17 protein-coding genes and 1 tRNA gene are annotated in these 20,756 nt (G+C 49.6%); 2 read left to right on the top strand and 16 right to left on the bottom strand.

Going from position 1 to position 20,756, the window contains the following annotated elements; translation table 11 throughout:
- Nucleotides 1-285 precede the first annotated feature (285 nt).
- Nucleotides 286-362: transfer RNA gene (locus ACTRXD_RS09480), tRNA-Met, on the bottom strand.
- Between the two features lie 87 nt (nt 363-449).
- Here ACTRXD_RS09480 and ACTRXD_RS09475 point away from each other — a divergent pair.
- Complete coding sequence (locus tag ACTRXD_RS09475; protein ID WP_442431565.1) at nt 450-1,085, top strand: hypothetical protein; 636 nt, start codon at nt 450-452, stop codon at nt 1,083-1,085.
- Between the two features lie 59 nt (nt 1,086-1,144).
- On the opposite strand, the gene ACTRXD_RS09470 is transcribed toward ACTRXD_RS09475, so the two are convergent.
- The 10 genes from ACTRXD_RS09470 to ACTRXD_RS09425 form a co-directional block, all read right to left on the bottom strand.
- A complete protein-coding gene (locus ACTRXD_RS09470; RefSeq protein ID WP_442431564.1) occupies nt 1,145-2,335 on the bottom strand; it encodes a DUF4340 domain-containing protein in 1,191 nt (396 codons plus the stop codon).
- 58 nt (nt 2,336-2,393) lie between these two features.
- A complete protein-coding gene (locus tag ACTRXD_RS09465) occupies nt 2,394-4,328 on the bottom strand; it encodes a Gldg family protein (RefSeq protein WP_442431563.1) in 1,935 nt (644 codons plus the stop codon).
- Between the two features lie 47 nt (nt 4,329-4,375).
- On the bottom strand, nt 4,376-5,113 hold the full coding sequence (locus ACTRXD_RS09460) for an ABC transporter permease subunit (protein ID WP_442431562.1): 738 nt from the start codon (nt 5,111-5,113) through the stop codon (nt 4,376-4,378).
- A gap of 157 nt (nt 5,114-5,270) precedes the next feature.
- On the bottom strand, nt 5,271-6,218 hold the full coding sequence (locus ACTRXD_RS09455; RefSeq protein WP_442431734.1) for an ABC transporter ATP-binding protein: 948 nt from the start codon (nt 6,216-6,218) through the stop codon (nt 5,271-5,273).
- Nucleotides 6,219-6,314: 96 nt separating this feature from the next.
- On the bottom strand, nt 6,315-8,111 hold the full coding sequence (locus ACTRXD_RS09450; protein ID WP_442431561.1) for a BatD family protein: 1,797 nt from the start codon (nt 8,109-8,111) through the stop codon (nt 6,315-6,317).
- A complete protein-coding gene (locus tag ACTRXD_RS09445) occupies nt 8,108-10,003 on the bottom strand; it encodes a VWA domain-containing protein (protein ID WP_442431560.1) in 1,896 nt (631 codons plus the stop codon). Before ACTRXD_RS09445 ends, ACTRXD_RS09450 begins: the two co-directional genes overlap by 4 nt.
- A gap of 7 nt (nt 10,004-10,010) precedes the next feature.
- Nucleotides 10,011-11,066, bottom strand: coding sequence for a vWA domain-containing protein (locus tag ACTRXD_RS09440; protein ID WP_442431559.1), 1,056 nt, complete (start codon nt 11,064-11,066; stop codon nt 10,011-10,013).
- Nucleotides 11,063-11,560, bottom strand: a complete 498-nt coding sequence (locus tag ACTRXD_RS09435; protein ID WP_442431558.1) for a DUF4381 domain-containing protein — start codon at nt 11,558-11,560, stop codon at nt 11,063-11,065. Before ACTRXD_RS09435 ends, ACTRXD_RS09440 begins: the two co-directional genes overlap by 4 nt.
- A gap of 15 nt (nt 11,561-11,575) precedes the next feature.
- Nucleotides 11,576-12,583, bottom strand: a complete 1,008-nt coding sequence (locus ACTRXD_RS09430) for a DUF58 domain-containing protein (protein ID WP_442431557.1) — start codon at nt 12,581-12,583, stop codon at nt 11,576-11,578.
- Nucleotides 12,567-13,541: an AAA family ATPase gene (locus ACTRXD_RS09425; RefSeq protein WP_442431556.1), complete on the bottom strand. Its 975-nt coding sequence runs from the start codon at nt 13,539-13,541 to the stop codon at nt 12,567-12,569. Before ACTRXD_RS09425 ends, ACTRXD_RS09430 begins: the two co-directional genes overlap by 17 nt.
- A gap of 1,161 nt (nt 13,542-14,702) precedes the next feature.
- Here ACTRXD_RS09425 and ACTRXD_RS09420 point away from each other — a divergent pair.
- Nucleotides 14,703-15,011 carry a hypothetical protein gene (locus ACTRXD_RS09420; RefSeq protein WP_442431555.1) on the top strand — a complete coding sequence of 103 codons (309 nt, stop codon included), beginning with the start codon at nt 14,703-14,705 and terminating at the stop codon, nt 15,009-15,011.
- A gap of 135 nt (nt 15,012-15,146) precedes the next feature.
- On the opposite strand, the gene ACTRXD_RS09415 is transcribed toward ACTRXD_RS09420, so the two are convergent.
- From ACTRXD_RS09415 to ACTRXD_RS09395, 5 genes are all read right to left on the bottom strand, one after another.
- On the bottom strand, nt 15,147-15,299 hold the full coding sequence (locus ACTRXD_RS09415) for a DUF5989 family protein (protein WP_312645580.1): 153 nt from the start codon (nt 15,297-15,299) through the stop codon (nt 15,147-15,149).
- Between the two features lie 14 nt (nt 15,300-15,313).
- On the bottom strand, nt 15,314-15,718 hold the full coding sequence (locus ACTRXD_RS09410; protein WP_442431554.1) for an SxtJ family membrane protein: 405 nt from the start codon (nt 15,716-15,718) through the stop codon (nt 15,314-15,316).
- 18 nt (nt 15,719-15,736) lie between these two features.
- Nucleotides 15,737-17,605: a carbamoyltransferase family protein gene (locus tag ACTRXD_RS09405; RefSeq protein ID WP_442431553.1), complete on the bottom strand. Its 1,869-nt coding sequence runs from the start codon at nt 17,603-17,605 to the stop codon at nt 15,737-15,739.
- Nucleotides 17,606-17,770: 165 nt separating this feature from the next.
- The gene (locus tag ACTRXD_RS09400) at nt 17,771-18,562 is read right to left on the bottom strand and encodes a dienelactone hydrolase family protein (RefSeq protein ID WP_442431552.1); all 792 of its coding nucleotides are present in this window, start codon (nt 18,560-18,562) and stop codon (nt 17,771-17,773) included.
- Nucleotides 18,563-18,733: 171 nt separating this feature from the next.
- Nucleotides 18,734-20,446, bottom strand: a complete 1,713-nt coding sequence (locus ACTRXD_RS09395; RefSeq protein ID WP_442431551.1) for an ArnT family glycosyltransferase — start codon at nt 20,444-20,446, stop codon at nt 18,734-18,736.
- Nucleotides 20,447-20,756: the final 310 nt, after the last annotated feature.

Below are 20,756 nucleotides of genomic sequence, written 5' to 3'. Positions count from 1 at the left end.
TTCTTTTCCCTGCGCAAATTGATGTCAACAATTGAGGGAACCCAATATTCATCTACCTAACGACCAGTCCTCAATGGGGTTGCTTTTCACCCCCACCAAATCTTTATCGGTTGCCAGAACGTAAACCCAAGAGAAATAAGCAACTATCCTCTATAAATGGGTATTTATCGGACAAGAAAAGTCACGGTCCTCCGACTCATGGGTAACACATTTTTTGGTTTCAAAGAGGATAATCTGTAGGAGAACATAATGGAACTACGAGAGTTCTTTGATGGGGAATCGAGGTGGTTGCGGGGGAGGGATTTGAACCCTCGACCTTTGGGTTATGAGCCCAACGAGCTACCAGGCTGCTCCACCCCGCGAGTCGATAGTAGAGGAGGGGCGGCTGAGAAGTCAATGAAAAAACAGGAGTGTAGCAGAAGAAGACACTATGGTATCTTCACCGTCCTATGACATTTGCCGGAATTATTGCCATCTTGCTGTTTCTTGGTCTTATCATTGGCGATTGGTATCAATTTACCACCTTGAAAAGTTGGGCCTGCCAATATGGCTGTCCTTTGGCTCACAGGAAGAACGCCCTGGACTCTCAATCTGTTTCCTCGATTTCCACTGTCTTTCAAACTGGCGCCCTTGCCTTGCCTCACGGAATTGCCCGCTGGATCGCAGACCGACAGGTCATCGTGATCCGCCCATACTATCAACTCTTTTCCCTGCGGTTTCGCTCCGCATGGCCATTAAAGGGGACAATCGATGTCAGTTCAGATGGCACCCAACTCCTGTTGCATTTGTCCAAGCGTATTCCCTGGTCATCAGCAATTCTCACCCTCCTATGGTTACTCTTTGTCATTGGAGGCACTCTCACATTTGTCGTTCTGTTTATTCTTGATGGAGGGATAAGCACAGTCGGGGGAGTCTTTTGGGTGGTCGGGATGACCGCATTGGGCTTATTAGTGCTGGCAGGAGGCTTGATTCTGTTGTCGTTTGCCTACCGGCTTGAGGATTCCCGCCTGACTCAGGTTTATCAGGAATTACTGGACGTCTTGACTCCTCCCTTAAAAAATTCGGATAAGTCGGCGAGCCCTTAGAAAAATTCCCAAACACAATGGCAACCCTCTTGACTCTATCCAGAACCGAAGCCTTTAGCTTAGGGAATTGTTTCAAGAAGATCTTTCTTGGCTTTTGAAAAGTTCTCGACCCGGAACACTGGCAATTCGTATGCCCAGCCTCCCACACGCTGATTGAACGCCTCAACTTCTCGCTGAACCTCTTCCGGTTTTTTTAATATTGAGTCTTCTTTGGAGGATGGCTCTACTTGTATATCTGCTGTTTTCTTCGTTTCTGGAGATTCAGGGGCCTTTTCGTCTTGAGCAGAATCCTGCGCTGGAACCGTTTCCCCATTTTCTGTGGAAGTGGTCGCATTCACAGGTTGAACCAGTTTTTGATCATATTCCGCAGAAAATTTTCCAAAAACTTTATCTTCCTGTTTGGCCGTTTGAACATAAAGCCTGAGCCCGTCAAAGGTTTCCAAAACAGCCGTCACCCCAGATTGGTCCTGAAAATTCACCTCTTGCGTTTCTTTCACATCTTCTAATGAGAGCTGCACGAGAGTCCCCACCACGTTATTCACATTAAACTGGGAAGCCACTTTGGAACCTGCAGGGATCGAATCCAGTTGAAAATCCAGATCCTCAGGCTTATCTTTTGAGACAAGAAGAGTTTCCCCGCCGTGATGCATGACCGTCACCCGATGCACGCGCTTAGTCGTCAGCGCCGTTATTTCCTTATCGAGCCACTCTCCCCCCACTTTTTCCAACGGCAAATTCCCTATTGTTAACCAGGTTTGGGGATCTCCCGGTTTTCGCGCATAGATTTCACTCATCCGTGGATTTCCCTTGGCAGGACGTTGATTCCCCAGAATCACCAAGGCCGCCTCGGGATTATTCTGGGTTTTTAGTGTCACAGTTGTCGATAGTGAACCTTCTTCCTCTTTGTCCCGTAACCCCAGTCGATCGTATAACTCAGGATTTTTCGTTTTGGGTTCCAATATCCGCAACTCCGCCAACCCGATGAGAGTCTGTTTTACCTTCTCCACATCTGCGCGATACCCTGCCTTCTCCTTAACCTGCCAGATATTCTCCCCACGCACCAGCGTCACGGTCTGATCCTTGGTCTCCACAACTATTTCGTTCACGTCATTGACAACCGGCAATAAATCCGGGAACAACAGCTCACCACTCTGTGGAAACTGAGAGGCTGGCTTTTGATTCATGAAAATGGCTAGAACAATCCCAGCAATGGTTATGGCGGCTAAAATTCCTAGAGTTTTGGCTTTCATACGCTTTCCTTAATATTCTTGAATAGTCGAATGAGTTTCTGGTTGATCGATACCTGGGTTACTTGGCTTTTGGGGACCCCTTCTTTCTGATCCCTGAAGAACTGATCCATACCCCGACAATACCGATCAGCAACGGCACGAGCCCGATATTAATAAATTTCACCCAACGCTCCACACTCTCAATGTTTTTGCCAAGTTCATGCTGTACGCCCCGCAGTTCCTTGCGAACCTGGAGCAATTCCTTTCGAAATTGCCCCATGGCCTCCTGCTGTTCCACACTCAGGATCATGGCATTGCCCTCAGGCTTTTGACTCTGCAGTTCCTGAATTTTACGTTCCGTCGCCTTGAGCTGTTCCTGGAGCACTTGCTCCTTTTGCCGGAAGCGCTGCTCCGCTTCCTGTTGCAACATTCGCAAAAGCGTGAATGGCCGGGAATATCCCGCCCGGCTTCTCACACTAATCAGATCATTGCTTCCCGTCAGATTATCCAAGGCATTTGTCACAAACGTGCCATTGCCAGCATTGGGAATGCCTATCCGTTGCCCAAAGAAGTTTTGGACTTGAACCCAAAACCGGTCCTGCAAGATATCCGTATCGGCCACCACAATCACGTTGATGGGACCTTTCGATTCTGTGAGGTGATCTTGGGTCTGGGTCTCGGCTTCTGAAGCCATATCCGGATTCTCACTCGTATTCGCCGCCGCTTGCGGTTTCCCATCAGGAAAAGCCGTTTTCACGGTTCCTGTTACCCTGGCGGCCACAATAAATTTTTCCCCTTCAGGCTGATAACTATTGAGTAAGCCGCTGACATCAGGCATGACTGATATGCGTGAGGCCTCAATCTGCATGGCGGCTTCATCCGATTGGATGAGCGGCTCGACCGTGGTCCCCGTCTCCCCCTTCTTTCGGATGATGCCTGCTGATGCCACCGTGATCGACGGCACCTGAGCCGTGACAATATCCTTGTCGCTGAAATGCTCCTGTCGGAAATCAACCCAGACTGGATAATCTACCACCTGTAGACGGTTTTGTTGTTGGACTTGCACCTTTTTGGCCAACGGCAAATCTCCCAACACCTGCCCTTTCACCAACTCCAGACCCCAGGGGGCAAATAACGTAGGCATATCCGAATTCCGGGGACCGCCGCCTCCCATCGGGTTCATGGGGTTTCCTCCTCCACTATCCGATTCGGCCAGAGGATCAACAAAAATCATGGCATGCCCGCCTCTCAAAACATATTGATCGATGGCATAGAGCGTTGCCTCACTCAGGGACTTAGGATGCACAATCATTAAGACACTAATCTCCTCAGGGATAGCCGTCGTCGTTGTTTCGATTTTTTTCACTTCGAACATTTGTTCAATATGAGAGAGAATGAGCCAGGGTTGGCTTCCTCCCTGCTCTGCCATAAACGGCATGCCCCCACTCCCATCAATGGGCAAGGTACTCAGCAGGCCAAGAACTTTTTTCTTGGGATTGGCCAATGTGTGAACCATCTTCGTCAAGTCATACTCCAAAAACTCTTCCCGCTCTGGTTGAAAAAAAGGAATCACTTCCAACTCATCCGTCGAACTGGTCCCGGCCAATCCAAAATAAAATTGGGTGCTCCCACCATCCAGCGGGATACCCTGCAGACCAAACGCGACGGCTCGGTCTTCTTCTTCTGAAAACGGTTCAGGGTCTATCACTTCCAGGTACAGTTGGTCTCCCGCGACTTGGGCATATTCTTCCAACATCTCTTGAACGCGTGTTGCGTAACTTTTAATGCCCGGCAAGCCGGTGGCCAAGGCTTTGGAGAGATAAAACCGCAGTGTAATGGGTTCCTTCAAACTCTCAAGAACATTCTTGCTGCCTTCAGACAAGGTATACAGGCCATGTTCTGTCAGATCGAATCGTGCAGTACTGAACGCGGCATTACTCACCATGTTAAAGACGCCGAACAGAACGGCTGCCATGATGAGACCGCTTCCCGTGAGTACTTTTTTATTCATCATCACTCCTCACTTGCAAAGTTTCACACCGGATCCTTCAAACCGTCCCCTTACGATTCGGCTTTTTTGATATCAATGACCGTGGCCGTCGCAAACAACCAAAAGGCAATCAGCGAGAGAAAAAAGAGAATATCGCGCAAATCCAAGACACCTTTGCTGATCGATTGGAAATGCGTCAAAAAGCTAAATGAGCTGATGGCACTCAGCAGAAATTGTGGTGCCCAACTGCTGAAAAGTTCCAGCACGAGTGGGAACCCACTCAAGATGAACCCCAAAGAAATGACAACACTGATCACAAAGGCGATCACCTGATTTTTGGTGAGAGCGGAGATGCAGGAGCCGATGGCTAAAAATCCCCCTGCCATCAGCAGACTGCCGAGGTAGCTGGCAAGGATGACGCCATTATCAGGATCCCCCAATACATTCACCGTGAGCCACATGGGAAAGGTCAGAGCCAAGGCGATTCCCGTGAAACACCATGCGGCCAAAAATTTCCCTGCGACCGCCTCCCACATGGTGACTGGCAGGGTCAGCAGCAGTTCAATCGTCCCGGAACGACGTTCTTCCGCCCATAAGCGCATTGCCAACGCAGGGATTAACACAAGATAGAGCCACGGATGAAAATCAAAAAACGGCACCAGGTCTGCCTGGCCGCGCGCAAAGTAGTTTCCCAGATAAAACGTGAAGGCTCCACTGAGTAACAAAAATATGACAATGAACACAGCCGCGATCGGCGTGGCAAAATACCCGGCCAATTCCCGTTGAAAAATTACTCGAATACGTCCCACAATTCCTCCTTCACTCTCGGTAATGTCTTTCAGCTACCTCTTCTCAGGGCATTGGTCCATCGGAGTCACATAAAGATGGGTTCTTCTTGGTTTGAGGATTGTCAGCTGATGCATCCCACCCGCCTTATAGATTGCATCCTGCTAAAACCAGGCCCCATTACGAAATCGTCTGATTGGGAGTCGTCAACAAACGGAATACCTCATCCAATTGCCCCCGGTCGGGATAGAGTTCCCTCACTTCCCAGCCCTGTTCCCGCGCGCAATGTCCAATATCCGGGAGGATCCACTCTCCGTCATCCGGATAAATACGAAATTGCACCAAGTCACCGTTCCGGCCCAACTCTTCAATCTTTTTGACCCCTTTCACCGTCATCAGGTGATGATGTAAGACCATGGGATCCACGCCGGCTATCGTGCCAAGGACCGTATGGTGCGTAGGAGATTTTCCTTCCAATTCCGCTGGTGTGCCATCAAACACCACTTTCCCCTTCGCAATGATCATTGCGCGCGTACAGAGTGCATGTACTTCTTCCAAGATATGGGTCGAGAGAATGATGGCCTTCTCCTTCGCCATGGCTCGAATCAGGGTTCGAACCTCATGCTTTTGATTGGGATCCAATCCATCGGTCGGCTCATCTAAAATCAAAATTTCCGGGTCATGAAGAATCGCCTGAGCCAGTCCCACACGGCGCTTAAACCCTTTCGACAAGGTTTCAATCGATTGATTCAACACCGATTGCAAATTCACCTTCTCGACCGTTTCCGAAACCGTTCGCTTAAGCGTCGCCCCACGATATCCTCGCATTTCCCCAATAAACGTAAGAAACGAGGCTGGAGTCATATCCTGATAGGCCGGAGCCCCCTCTGGCAGATAGCCGATACGCTTTTTGGCATCGATGGGTTGAACGTCAATATTATGCCCGCAAATATGTACGGCGCCGCTGGTCGGCGTGAGAAAACCTGTGATCATTTTCATAGTTGTAGATTTACCCGCTCCATTCGGCCCTAAGAACCCGAGCACCTCTCCTTTTCCTACGGTAAACGACACACCATCCACTGCGATAATCGGCCCAAATGTTTTTCGCAAGTTTTCAATTTTAACCATGATTTCCATGCTACCCTCTTTATCTCAATAATTTCATGAAGTGATCTGTTACACCTGTGTGCCCTCGCGTTCTGATTTACTCAACCCCCGTTAAATTTAATGGAGATACAAGGGGGGCAACTCTTTGACATCTTTGTGAGAGTTCGGTGGCTTGGCTGTTATGGCCGGCTTGACTGTCTCCCAAAACTGCCGCCCGTCCCAGTTCTGTTTTTCTGCCGTGGTCGTGTACAAGGTCCGATCAAGGTTCCAAATGGCGGCAGAAATTTCTGCCGGATCAGGAACCGGCTGACTCAATAAACGTTCCACTGATTTCAGGCTTTGACAGGGACGCCCTTTTTCCTTGAGGGAAGCCCATTGTAAGAGTGCGGCTCGCGTTTTTTCCGCTGACTGTTCAAAACACGCAGCCCTCACCCCTTGAATGGCATTTCGCTCCGATTCAAATTTCCCATCATTCCTTTTTGCCATATCTTGACCTCGTCCATTCCGTTTTTGGCGTTCCCTCCACCAGGCCACCAGGGTCACCAACCACAACGTGAAACACCCCCCTGTAATCCACGCCCATGGTAACGGCTTGGCACTATCAGAGGTGCCAAATTGGACATCCATCTGCTGACGATCACTCGCTGTTGAAGAAACAGGCAGATCCGGAACGGACATGGGAATCTGTCCTGAGGACGTAGGTTGAGGCATGCCGAGAACCGTCAGTACCTTAGCAGGGAGAGTGGCTTCTTCCCACCGGTCAGTCTCAATGTTCCACCAGGGAACATGAATCGCGGGCAACGTCACTGTACCCGGCTGCGTGGGCACGAACACATATTTTTCCTCCCTGGACCCCACAATCCATTTCCCGTCAAAATCTGTCTGGGTTTTCGCCTTGTCGGGATAGATCTTCACAATGGGTTGTGGGGGCACAGTCACTTCAGGCAATTGTTCTCCGCGCTGACCTGTCGCACGCATCACGATCGTTCGAGTTGGAGAATCCCCTATCTGAAGATTTTCGGTATCACCCGACCATACTTCCGTGAGGGTGAGATTTTTGGCCGGCAACCAAAATCGCCCATTCAGATCTGAAGGAAAATCTTTAACGTTGATAGCAATTTTCGGACTTCGCCTGTGAATCGGGCGTGAGGCTTTGAAAGGATCACGTCCCAGACTTCCGGGCCGATTGCCAAATAATTCCTCAAAGAGCGTTCCACGGGTTCGACCTTCCTGAACCGTTCCGGAAAAAAGGATTGGAGGAATCACCTGCCTCCCGCTTTGTTGTGGTGTGATGACATAACGTCGTTCGGTGATATGATATCGTCGCCCGTTTCGGGTCGACTCGTACGAGACGTCCTTTCCCACGCGTTCAACAATTCCCCAATCCATTTCGGGTTCATCTAAACGGCCTTCCTGCACAGAAATGGCGCTGACTAACCTTAGCGTCATAAGGACTTGCCCCTGTAGATAGGGAACCTGTGAGTCCACATCTGCTTCGAGAAAAATATCCTGGCTCTCATTAGGCTCTCTAGTGTGATCCGGCTCATTGACCTCCAGTTGAATGGGGCCGGTCTGATGAGCGCCCACATGGATAGGAGGAATGGTCACGGCTCCTGTTCGCTTTGGCGCAAGCGTCGCAATCCATCGGACCAATGAAGTGGTTCGCATATTGATGATCGAAGTTTGTTGACTTTGGGTCGTACCCAATACATCGAAGTCTGCGTCTAAGATATGCCACTCGGGGGATTCACCCGAGGACGCCTGATCCGACTCCACGATGAGCTGAAAGGTCTCATCTGCCATGACCGGGTTCCGATCCACGTAGGCCCTGACTGATTGGGCCGAGACAGGATGATCATGCCCCACAAATACAAGGCAGACCACCATCACCCCTATCCATCCCGAAATTCTCACCAGCGCTTTCCTTGAGAAATGGTGGACTCTCCAGTCTCTACACGCCGTTGATGCTCCAAAAGGAACTTTCGGCGTAACAATCCTCCGGGATCATCAGGGATACGGCGAAGCCATTGCTGGAGGACCTGGTCAGACTTCTGTATTTCCGGTGAGTGGGCCGCACTCCCCGTAGAAGATACACCTGAATGTTCCGCCTGATCTTCCGACTTTTCTTCCATTGTAGTTGGTGCAGACCGCGGCTTCTTTGATTGTTCGGCTTTCAAAGGATCCGGCCCTTGCGCCTCTCCATCCATATTTTCTTCAGAAGATTTCTGATCTTCATTCGACTGATTAGCGGTCCGGGCAGAATCCGACTCTGACCCGTCTTTTTCAGGGTTCTCTTTTTGAGAGTCACCTGTTTTCGAATCGGATTGTGTATGGGTCGGGTCTGAAGAATTCTCTGAATTTTCTTCTTCACCTCCCGTCTGATTCCCATTATTGCCCTGTTTGGGGGAGGAGCCATCCGATTGTTGGGGTGACCCTCCTGCCTGTTCTGCAGATGATGATTTATCCAAGAGTTGTTTGATGATTTCTAGATTATGTTGGGCGTCCGCATGATCGGGCTGCTGAGTGAGGGCTGTTTGGTATGAGGCCAGGGCTTCTTCATAGCGACCGAGATTAGCCAAGGCATTGCCTCGATTGTAATGACCCTCCGGTGTGTCCACTATGGAAAAGGCTTCTTCTGCTTCCTGATATTTCCCTGCACGATAATGGGCTATGCCCTGCCAGCCTGGGTCTTGAAACAAGGCTGCCGCTTCTTCCGGAGCGTCACGCTCTAATGCCTGAATACCCTGTTGATCGGGACGAACCCAGAGATTGTCCCAGGAAAAGGCCTCGCTTACCTGAGGAATAAGCAGGAAGGCCAGCAGGATTCCTAACCATCCCGGTCGAAATGCGGGTAACGCCAAAACCAGAAGTAGCAGGACGAGCCAGGGTCCTTCCTCTCGCCACAGGTCGGTGGTTCGCTGTTCAGATGTTGAAGAGGATAGCCCCCTCCTGGGCACAACGGAAGGAAAGACCCGATTGATATCCTGGTCGTCAGCCGTCACCGTGGCATAATAACCACCACCCGCTTGAGCAAGGGCTTGAAGGGAAGGAATATCTAACGTGGGAATCACCACCGCTCCGTCCTGATCTTTGAGGAATCCCCCTGTCTCCGGAATAGGAGCCCCATCGACGGTCCCAACACCAAGTACAGACAGACGCACCCCCAGACTGCGTAACTTGTCTACCACCTTCAATGTGGCAGGATCTCCCTCGCCGTCCGTTAGCAATAGCACATCTCCGCTTGCCTGTCCGACCTGCTGCAGGAGTTCATGGGCCTTCTGCAAAGCGAGATCAGTACGACTACCCTGGACCGGCATGAGTTCCGTCTCGAGAGATTGCACAAGGGTCACGATGGTGTTGGCATCATTGGTTAATGGCGAGACGACGAATGATTCACCGGCATAGACCACAAGAGCGGTTTGTCCTTCTTTCCGCGCCTTAAGCATGTCTAGAATCTTATGTTTGGCTCGCGTCAACCGTGAAGGAGCCACATCCTGAACATCCATTGAACGGGATAAATCCAGGACCATCACCAACGCCGATTCCGCTCGGAACACGGGCTGGGGTAATTGAGACCAGACCGGCCCGGCCAGTGCACAGACCGCCACAATCCAACCAGATCCGAGAAGCACGAGAGGTAGGCGCCGCGTCGCTTCCTCGGTTCCCACCAACAAATGCGGGAGGAGATGGGCATCACATACAGACTCCCATATCTGACCCGTTGCCCCCTTCCTGGCTATTAGTAGAAAGAGTCCGAATAAGGGAAGTAATCCCCATAGCCATTCCGGTCGTAGAAAATGAAACATTGACATCTTATCGTCCGGCCCCTGCTTGTGCAGTGATCGCTTCCGACTTCCAACTCGATCGGAGACCCCATTCCCTTTTCCAGATGAAAGACATGGCCATTAAACAGGAGAGGACCAACGCAAATCCTAATGGCCATATATATAATTCGATCGTCGGTCGAAACAGTTCCGATTCAGTGGCCGCCGGCTCCAGACGATCTAATTCTTTATACACCCTCATGAGTCCCTCGGTGTCCTTGGCACGCAGGTACAACCCTCCCGTACGTTGCGCAAGATGGCGAAGGGTATCTTCATCCAAATCGCGGGAAGGATTCACCGTCTGTGTGCCGAAAAATGATTCAATCTCCATTCGATCCGCGCCAACTCCGATAGCATAGATTCGAATACCTTGTTCCTCAGCCAAAGCCGCCGCTTGTGTGGGCGAGACTTCTCCCGCCGTATTGGCCCCATCAGTTAATAGCACTAAAACCCGGCTTCCTGCGGGTTGTTCTCTGAGCCGTTTCACAGCAAGGCCGATCGCATCGCCAATGGCGGTTTCCTGTCCCGCCAAGCCAATTTCTGTTTCCGTCAACATGGTCTTGACTGTGTCTCGATCAAATGTCAAAGGTGTCTGCACGTAGGCTTGGGAACCAAATATAATCAGCCCTATACGATCGCCGGTTCGACCAGCGATGAACTCCCCGGCTGCGGTTTTCACCACCTCTAAACGGTTGACTTCCTGTCCTTTTACTGAAAAATCCGGAATCTTCATGCTGCCGGAGACATCGACGGCCAGCATCAGATCACGTCCACTGGTTGGTAATCCAACTGGTTCGCCACTCCACTGTGGACGGGCAGCCGCAAGGAGGAGAGCGGCCCAAATGAGTATTCCAACCCAAAACAGTGTTGAGTGCCTTGAACGAGTCGCCCCAATCAACTGGTTGGACTGAAGGGCCATAATGTCTTCAAAATGCGGCAACTTCATAGCCCGGCCGGATGAATTGGAGACAGGGGTAGCCCAACGACGCACCAGCCAGGGACACAGAACAAGTGCCAACACCCACGGCCAGGCCAACGTGATCATGCCGTGTCTTTCCCTGTGGGTGGAGACACCTGCCGAATCCAGTGTTCGACCAAGGTCACCAGTTCAGCAGCCGATACGGTTGCCTGCTGCTGGTAGGGCCCTGAACTTAACAGATGGCCAACCCCTTCAGTGAATTGGTTGGTTCGACCCGACCGGTCTAAAAACTTCAGCCAGGAGATTCCTACTAACCCTGCGACCTCGGATCGAGGGAAAGTAGCTATGGCATAGCGGCGGATCATGGCTGAAAGCCGTTGAACCAGCCATTGATCATCTCGATGGGTATCATAATGCTGTTTAATCGCAGTCAGTTCATTCATCGCAAGTCGACAGGACTGTTTCCGACGTCGATTCCTCAAAATCCAGAGGAACACCATGACTCCCATCATGACCAACCCGAAAGTGATCCACCAACCAGGAGCCGGAGGCCACAGAGAAACCGGGTCTGGCAGATGCACATCCCGAAGCTCTTGTAAGGGAGAACTTGATGTCGGCATGTTAGCCCATTCCCGTCATGCCATACTGTGATGTGCGCTTCGTCGATGCCCGAGATCCTGTAACCCACCCCGCAATTGGAAAAGAATATCGTCGTGGGTTCCCAATGGAATGAATCCGATTCCACGGGTCAGGCACAGAGTCCGGACATCTTCATAACGTTCCCTAAAGTACGCTGAATAGGATTGGATTGTGTTTGCAGATCCTGTATTAAAAATTCCCATGCGTGTACCGTCCGTCACAGGATATTGGCCGGCAGGTGGGGGCTTCTGTTCCAATTGGTCATACAGGAAGATCGCGACCACATCCTGGTGTCCGCCCAATCGGATAAGGGTCTGTTTGGCCTGCTGGTCCCAATTGCGAAAATCACTCAAGAGAAAAATGAGGCTTCCGGGCTTCGCAGTTGCCTGGACTCGATTTAATGCCAACTGAAGAGGTGAGGTAATGGGACTCTGGCGTTCAATCATCTGTGACCTGTGGGAACGATCTTGAGCCAGGATATTGAGAAGGTGGAGCACTCCGGCTCTTCCTCCCCTGGGTCGAAGTTCCACATGGTCCACATCTGAAAAAACCACCCCCCCAACCCGGTCTCCTCGTTCTTGCGAGGCCCATCCCAATAATGCCGCCGCATGGGCGGCAATGACTGACTTAAAGGCCACCTTCGTCCCGAATCGCATTCCCTTTCTATTATCCACTACGATGAAGACGGGTCGCTCCCGTTCTTCCCGAAAGATCTTGAGGTAGGGTTCATGAGTTCTGGCCATCACCCGCCAATCCATGAGTCGGACATCATCGCCCGGTTGATACCGGCGGGATTCCTCAAAATCCATGCCTCTGCCTTTAAACGGGGATCGCTCTCCTCCAGCCAAAAGGGTATGAACCCGCTTCCTGGTCTTGATTCCCAATACCCCTGTCTGGTGACGCATATTAATGAGATCCGCAAGCCGAACTTCTACCCCCTGAGATCCTGTAGGACGGTTCGGCCGGATTTCGGTTGGTGCTGTCTGTTTACGGAACGGCCACATGATTCAAAATTTCTGAGATCACCTGATCGGTCCTGATCCCCTCCGCTTCCGCTTCAAAGGTCAGTAAGATCCGGTGGCGCAAAACATCATGGGCGACGGCTTGTATGTCTTCCGGGGAAACGTAATCGCGTCCTTCCAACCAGGCATGTGCTCTGGCACAACGCTCCATTCCAATGGTTGCCCGGGGGCTGGCTCCAAACCGGATCCATCTCTTCAGCGTGGAGCTATACGGTCCAGGCTCACGTGTGGCCATGACTAATTGGACGATATATTCTTCCAGTGTAGGCGCAACATATATATCCCACATTTGTCGTCGAGCCGCCACAATCACCTTTTGAGGAACGGGCGTGGGAGCTGTCGCGATTTCACCAGGAATCGCCCTGGCTTGTCGACGAACAAGTTCGACAATTTTTCTTTCTCCTTCCACATCGGGATATTGCACCCGGACATAGAGTAGGAAACGATCCAATTGCGCCTCAGGCAACGGATACGTGCCTTCCTGCTCAATGGGGTTTTGGGTGGCCATGACTAAAAACAATTCCGGCAAAGGATAACTGGTTCGCCCGATCGTCACCTGATGTTCTCCCATAGCCTCTAATAAGGCGGCCTGCACCTTAGCGGGGGCCCGATTAATTTCATCGGCCAAGACAAGATTGTGAAAAATCGGTCCTGGTTGAAAGCGAAAGGAGCCGTCGTGTGGACGATAGATATCAGTCCCAGTTATATCAGCGGGGAGTAAATCCGGGGTAAACTGAATCCGGTGAAAATCAGCCTCAATCCCGGAGGCCAAGGCTTTAATAGCGGTAGTTTTGGCTAAACCTGGCGCACCTTCAACAAGAAGGTGTCCATCAGCCATCAAGGCAATCAACAGCCTGAGGGTAAGACCCTCTTGTCCAATCACCTTTTGATTCAGAAAGGCTCGAAGCCTTGCTATCTGCTCGTGTTCAGATCCAGACATATGTCTTGATTTGAACCCGGTGGGTTCCTGTAGTCAAAATATTACTGATTCCCCTTTTTCGATGGCATTGGGGAAACCTCAACTTCTCATTCTGCATGGGGTAAGAGCCTCTTTTTTATAATAATTTACCATTTGTGAGAGTCAAGGGGTTTGGCGGAAAAATGGTATCTGCCCCGCATGACGGAGTGCAGCGTGCAATGATAGGTCCGGGTTAAGACTCATTATTTCAAATGTTTCATATGGACGAATGACGCGTGCTTTAGCCTCATTTTTGCAGCGGTCATGTCCAATCATATGCGAGGGAGCCGTTAAATTCTCCCAAAAAACATGAATTCCTGAGGTCATGAAAGCCTATTGAGGAGGAAAATGCCCCGCAAATGATTGCATATGGCTTGAAACTTCCCCACGTCCACGAAGTGCTCATTCACCAGCAAAATCCCAGAAAAACTTCCCTCCAAAGCTTACCGACCACCATCATACTTTTTTCATTTACAAATTGATGATGTTTTATATTTTCCTCTGGCAATTTTATTTATTATTCCTATGCATTCGATCTTTTTATGATCCCCATTTATTTCATATTGGTTTTATAATCCTTGGGGTTTTCATTACAAAAACTATTGCAATATTCAGCCTCTACCAGAATATTTTTTATCTGCCTCACTCAACAGATCTGCCCCATTTTGCGCCACTTGCTCAAAGCCATTTTCCAGTTTTACCATAAAGGCATAAGCCTAATCTTCCCGTCAATCAATGGGTGGGCCTATGCAATATTGTACACCCTCCAGAAATCCTCCTATCCCTTTCTTAAGTTAAAGAATATTTAGTGGAGATCAAGTCACGCGCGGGTGTGAAGGGAAAAGCATCCCTACTGGCTTCAATAGAGGTTAAAAAGTGTTGACTGTTTCATCTTTGGTCTCAGGGAGTGTTCCTGCATATACTTTCAAGCCAAATGAAAATATGGCAAAGACAAGCGACGGACTGAAACGCATCTTTGGCCAAATACCTGTTCACAAGGAAGTCGGTAAAACCCACAATTAAAACAGGAGGGACGGTAAGTGTAAGACAACCAAAGAGGTTTCCAACATACTTTCCTGGACTAGGTTCTAGTTCTAGTACCCCTTGATTCCCGATCGTATCGAAAAAAAGGAGGGGATGATCATGAACCGTAAACTTTGCGCGATTAACGTAATAGGGAGTGTCTTATTAGGAAGTACAATAGCTCTGGGAAATCCAGGCATGCTGCCAAACCATCCAGGGTATCCCATGGGAGACGCGAAGTCTCCCGTGACAGGGCAATCGGTAGCTAATGACCCGGGACAAACTCAACCCAGCCGGGATGAATCACTCCAACAAGCATCTGGATTTCATGACGCACATGCCATGAACCCTGGGAAAGAAGAACGCCCAAATATTGTGCCGCCTGGGGAATCAAAGTCCATGAACACAAACAGTGATTCCAACAAGTAGGGGATAAGTCCGTAAGCCGTCCCCGAACAATCGGGAACACCAAGGGGTCCGAAAAGGAGGGGGCTTAAAGCTCCCTCCTTTTTCCCTATCAAGCCTGCCACTCATTTTCCCCGTAGCCTCCACCCTCCCCATGGTTCAAAACAAGGTATAGATAAAGGGGGCAACGGCTGAGCCCTCACTCAAGATTATAAGACCGCCGAGCAATAAGAGCATGATGATGATGGGGGCGAGCCAGAACTTTTTTCGTTCCCGCATAAAGTCCCACAATTCACCAAGAAAACCTGTCATCTGTTGTATCTCCTTTAGAAAGGTTTCAGCACATGGTCCGCGGACCTAGCCTTTTTGACCACGCGATAGCTGTTGGCCTTGGGGTCATAGCCAAGTTGCAATGGTCGTTTACCTAATAATCCCATGACAAACGCCATGGGAGTAAACATCCCAAAAAACATTAGGCTTAAGATAATCCGGGAATTAATCCACCCTAATTTTTCGCCGATCTTCATCCATACGCGATGCAAGGGCTTAAGCCCTTTTGGAAAAACCATTCCCATCGCTCCAAAGGCCCCGGCGATACAACTCGCCCACAATCGAATACTTTCTCCATGAATGACCAATGGCCATACCGCTACAATTAAAAAAACTCCGCCCATTAACAGGCCGAACGTGCGGAGATCCTTAGCAGTTGGGTGATGAATCGTTGAGGTCATGCCGTCACTCTTTCACACTTAATCCAATTCAAATTCTTTCATCCACGTTTCATCCTTCGGCACCGGCTTTTGATGTTCCTTCAAAACAAGACAATTTTCCAGGACGAGGACGTCCATCTCCGTCCGCATAAAACACCGGTAGGCATCTTCAGGCGTACAGACAATTGGTTCGCCTCGAACATTAAACGAGGTATTGATCAACACTGCACATCCAGTTTGCTTTTCAAACTCTTGCAATAATTGATAGTAGCGAGGATTGGTATCAGGTGACACCGTCTGAACTCTGGCGGAGTAATCCACATGGGTCACTGCGGGAATATCCGATTTGGGAACATTGAGTAGATCAATTCCCCAAAGTTTTTGTTGATCCGGTTGTACCGCTCGTCGTCGCTTCTCGGCAACCGGGGCCACCAGTAACATGTAAGGACTATCGGTATCCATCTCAAAATACTCGGACACTCGTTCCCTTAAAACCGATGGCGCAAATGGACGGAAGGATTCCCGATATTTAATTTTTAAATTCATGACCGATTGCATTTTCTCGCTACGAGGGTCGCCCAAGATACTTCGTCCCCCTAAAGCCCGAGGACCGAATTCCATGTGCCCTTGTAACCATCCAATGACCTTTCCCTCAGCCAAATACTCCGCCACTCGACGATACAGGTCCGAATCTTCCACGTATTCATAGCTGGCCTCAAGCTGTTGGAGCCGGGATTCAATGTCCTCGTTGGAAAAGCGTGGCCCTAAATAACTTCCTCGCATCGAATCATTAGAGCTCTGGCATACCCGAGGCTGATTCAGATAGCTGAAATGCACATTTAACGCTGCACCTAACGCGCTGCCCGCATCGCCTGCCGCCGGCTGAATCCACAGCCCGCTGAATGGTCCTTCCCGCAGCACTCTTCCGTTTCCAACGCAATTCAAGGCCACTCCTCCGGAAAGGCAAAGATTGGAAAGGCCCGTTTCTCGATGAAGGCTGTTGGCCAGACGAAGCATGACCATCTCGGTGACTTCTTGCACAGACCGAGCCAGATCCATTTCCCGCTGGGTGAGAGTACTTTCCGCCTGACGCGGAGGACCACCAAATATGGCGTCAAACCTGTTGTTGGTCATCCGTAATCCGGTACAGTAATCAAAATAGTCCATATTGAGCCGGAAGGTGCCATCCGGCTTCACATCCACCACATTGTCCAAAATCGTTTTCACATATTTTGGCTCCCCATACGGAGCGAGCCCCATCACTTTATATTCACCGGAATTGACCTTAAACCCGGTATAGTAGGTAAAGGCGGAATACAGCAGCCCGATGGAATGGGGAAAGGGAATTTCCCAAAGAGGTGTTAATTGGTTTCCCCGCCCGACCCAGGCTGAAGTGGTCGCCCATTCGCCCACCCCGTCCATACACAGGACAACCGCTTCCTCATAAGGAGAAGGGAAAAAGGCCGCAGCCGCATGTGATTCATGGTGCTCCCCAAAGAGCAAAGGCGGTAGTTTCTCTTTTTTTTCGAGACTCCCCACCTGACGAAAAGCCTTTTCTAGTAAGTTTCGCAAAAACAGCTTTTCTTTGATCCAAACAGGAATGGCAGTCAAAAACGATCCAAGTCCCTTTGGGGCATAGGACAAATATGTTTCCAACAGCCGTTCAAATTTGACAAAAGGTTTGTCGTAGAACACCAGATAATCGACATCGCGCATGCCAACCCCGCCTTGCCGCAGACAATACTCAACCGCATGGCTCGGGAACCCGGCATCATGCTTTTTTCGCGTGAACCGTTCTTCTTGAGCAGCCGCCACAATCTCGCCATTCTGAATGAGACAAGCCGCGCTATCGTGGTAATAGGCGGAAACGCCCAGAATTGAAGTTAATTTCCCGTTTGGGGTTGCCATGCTTTTCCTTAGAATAAGACCTTGCCTTTGCCATATTGAATGGCCTGCTCAGACAGAAAACCTGTAAACTCTGAATCTTCGGTGAAGATGAAGAAGAACTTTACCAACGATTCTTGCCTGTTTTCCATTCAATCGATAGGAAACTTCCTACCGGGCGTATTCTACTTATCGAAACAGTTCATCAAAAAATAATTTCATGTGCTCCCATGACCGTCGATCAGCTTGTTCCTGATATTGCACACCGTTCATCCCATATTGATTGGCCGAAGGGTTGGTGAAACCATGTTGGGCACCTCCAAAAATCACCATGTGCCAATCTAACCCAGCCTCGTCTAAAGCATGTTTAAATTTCGTAATGTGGTCTTGGCTAAGAAACGGATCGGCCTCTCCATGGGCAATGAAAATTTTGACTGAATTCTTAATGGCAGAAGATGCGGACGGAAGAGGGAGCGACCCATGGAAACTCACGACTCCTTTAACCGGTGCCCCATCATACACCATTTGCAAAACCGTCGCCCCTCCAAAACAATACCCAATAGCTGCTAAACGGGCTTGATCTACCAGGGGGTTAGCCTGAAGAAGCCCTAATCCCGCTTTCGCCCTGGCCTGCCACATCTCTACATTGGCTGTGGTTTGTTGCATCCATTGCCTGGCCTCATCGGGATGAGCGGTCACTTTTCCCTTCCCATACATATCCACCGCCACGGCCACATATCCCAGGGCCGCCAATTGTACCGCACGAGTTCGGACATATTCATTAAGCCCCCACCATTCGTGAACAACCAAAATTCCCGGACGTTTACCTTTTATCTCATCATCCCAGGCCACGACTCCTTCCAAAGCAACTTCCCCATGGTTATAGGGGATAGTTGTGATTTGCACCCTGGCTTCCACTTGCGAAGACCACACACACACAATCATGAGTAGACATAGACCTAATCGATGGTAAGAGTTCATGGTTTCTTCTTCTTTAATGGTTCGGCAAGAATATGGACCGAAATACAGACTCTGAAATGATAACGATCCAGTACTATCTCTTCCATTCATTAACCTGAATCGCTTCAGAAAGGGTCAGATACTAAATTTTACGGTAAATTTAGCATTTGGCAATCTTTTTTGAATTCATTGTTATTGGGTTTTCCAAGAATCCGCAAGCTGTGCTCTCCAACCGAGAGAAAGAAGCACAATGTTCTTATTTGAACGGTAGAACTCAAACAACACAATGGCAGTTAAATTCGGAGCACCGGAAATGATTTGTTGATACTGGTCTTTAGTCATCATCACCAAACGTGTTGATTGTTGAACGTCCCTCTTCAATTCTTCAAGCGCCAAGGAATCTTCAAGACCCTCCCCCACGATTCGTGAACGACCATGGAGATAGTCCCAATAGAATTCATCTTCATCCTTCCGCCAATCCCATGACTGAAACACCGATATGGGATCCGTTTGGTTAATCAAGCGCCGTTGATTTTCGTCAAATGCCAGCCTGGGAGAACCTTCCGCTTGGATACCAGGAATAATAAATCCTGTCACCGTCACCATAAGGGCCAGGCCCAACACTCCCACACCCACCAGACCCATTCGCAAATAATTCTTGACGGCCAGTCCAACCATCATCAGGCCTAACATGCCTAATCCCACACGAAGGATCAAAGGAATGACGTCCAATGGAACATGCCATTTTTTTTGCAACAGAATAGGTCCAAGAAATACCGAAACCACAAAAATGCCACCCAAGCATGCTAACAAGCCCCTCAACATGCCCTTTCCTTCCAATACCGGCGCTTCATACAGCAGTCGATGATATACATAGCCGACCAACAAACCGAATGCCGGCAGGAGTGGCATGAGATACCGTTCATGTTTTTCTGGCGCCAAACTCAACGCCACAAAATACACCACGACCCAGAGAAAAACCCACAATTCTTTCGGCGACTCAACCCAGGGACGACGTTTCCATATGAGAATAAGGCCAACTGGAAGTAAGGCCGACCAGGGGAAAAGATCGAACCAGATCACTAGGGCATACCAAAATATTGGACGTTTTCCCCAATAGGCCTCCCACGCAGTAAGTTTTTGATCTCCCGATACGGTGACCATACGTTTGAGATTTTCTTCAAAGAAAAAGTGCTGCCTGAATTCTGGCCCAAGTAACAGGTAGTAGCCAGCCAGTAACAAGCCACTCAACACGACTCCAACCCAAAAGTATGGTTCCCGGAACACTTGCCGATCACGGCGCATCCATAAGAATATCCCCATCACCAGAACCGGCAAAGCCAAGGCATGCAACGTTTTGACCATCGAGCCCAACGCCAACGCCACAAAGGCGACTAGATACCACCACTGTGATGATTCCTGAAAATATGCGCGAGCCCAGGCATACATCCCCAAGGTCATACAAAAAGTTAACACAGGATCGATAATGGCCAAGGGACCAAACCACAAGCCCGCATAACAGGTCGCGCATACTAGGGCGCCCCAAAATCCTGCCATTTCTGAAAACAATAAGCGGCCCAAGAAATAGGTCGTTATCATCGTTCCCAAACTGGATCCAATTGATGGCAACCGTAACGCGGACTCACTCCATCCCAAGCTATGAATAAATCCAGCCTGAAGCCAAAAGAATAGAGGCGGTTTATTAAAATACGGCTCTCCCCGCAACCAAAGATGCACATAATCCTCAGCCGCCATCATGGTGTGGGTGATGATGGCGTACAAACCCTCGGTTTCCCCAAACAGAGAAATAGAGGCATTGGAGCTAAATGCCAGAAAACCAATGACTAGAAGGAGAGAAATATGGATAGCGGGGCGTTCAAGAAACGCAATCCAGGAGGTATTCATTAGAAAAGAGAAGATATCTCACTGCCCATGATGATCATTACCGACAAAAAACGTTGGCACACCCTACAATAAAAACCCTGGATTTGTTAACTCAAGCGCCTTTTCGACCAACTCATTTCTTAGAATCCCGGAAATGGGTATTAACCTGAATATGGTGAATGGGCAACAATACTTTTATGCTTGCCCAAATTGAAGATAGCCATGTATTAGCAGGAAGGAAAAAACACAACAGAAGAATCAACATTTCCTGGTGTGTAATTGGCTTCGATATTACGTATACACGTAATGCCCTACGAATGGGGAGTGGGGA

The organism is Nitrospira sp. T9 (assembly GCF_052156535.1).
Taxonomy (GTDB): Bacteria; Nitrospirota; Nitrospiria; order Nitrospirales; family UBA8639; genus Nitrospira_E.
This window is presented reverse-complemented; position numbering and strand designations above follow the sequence as displayed.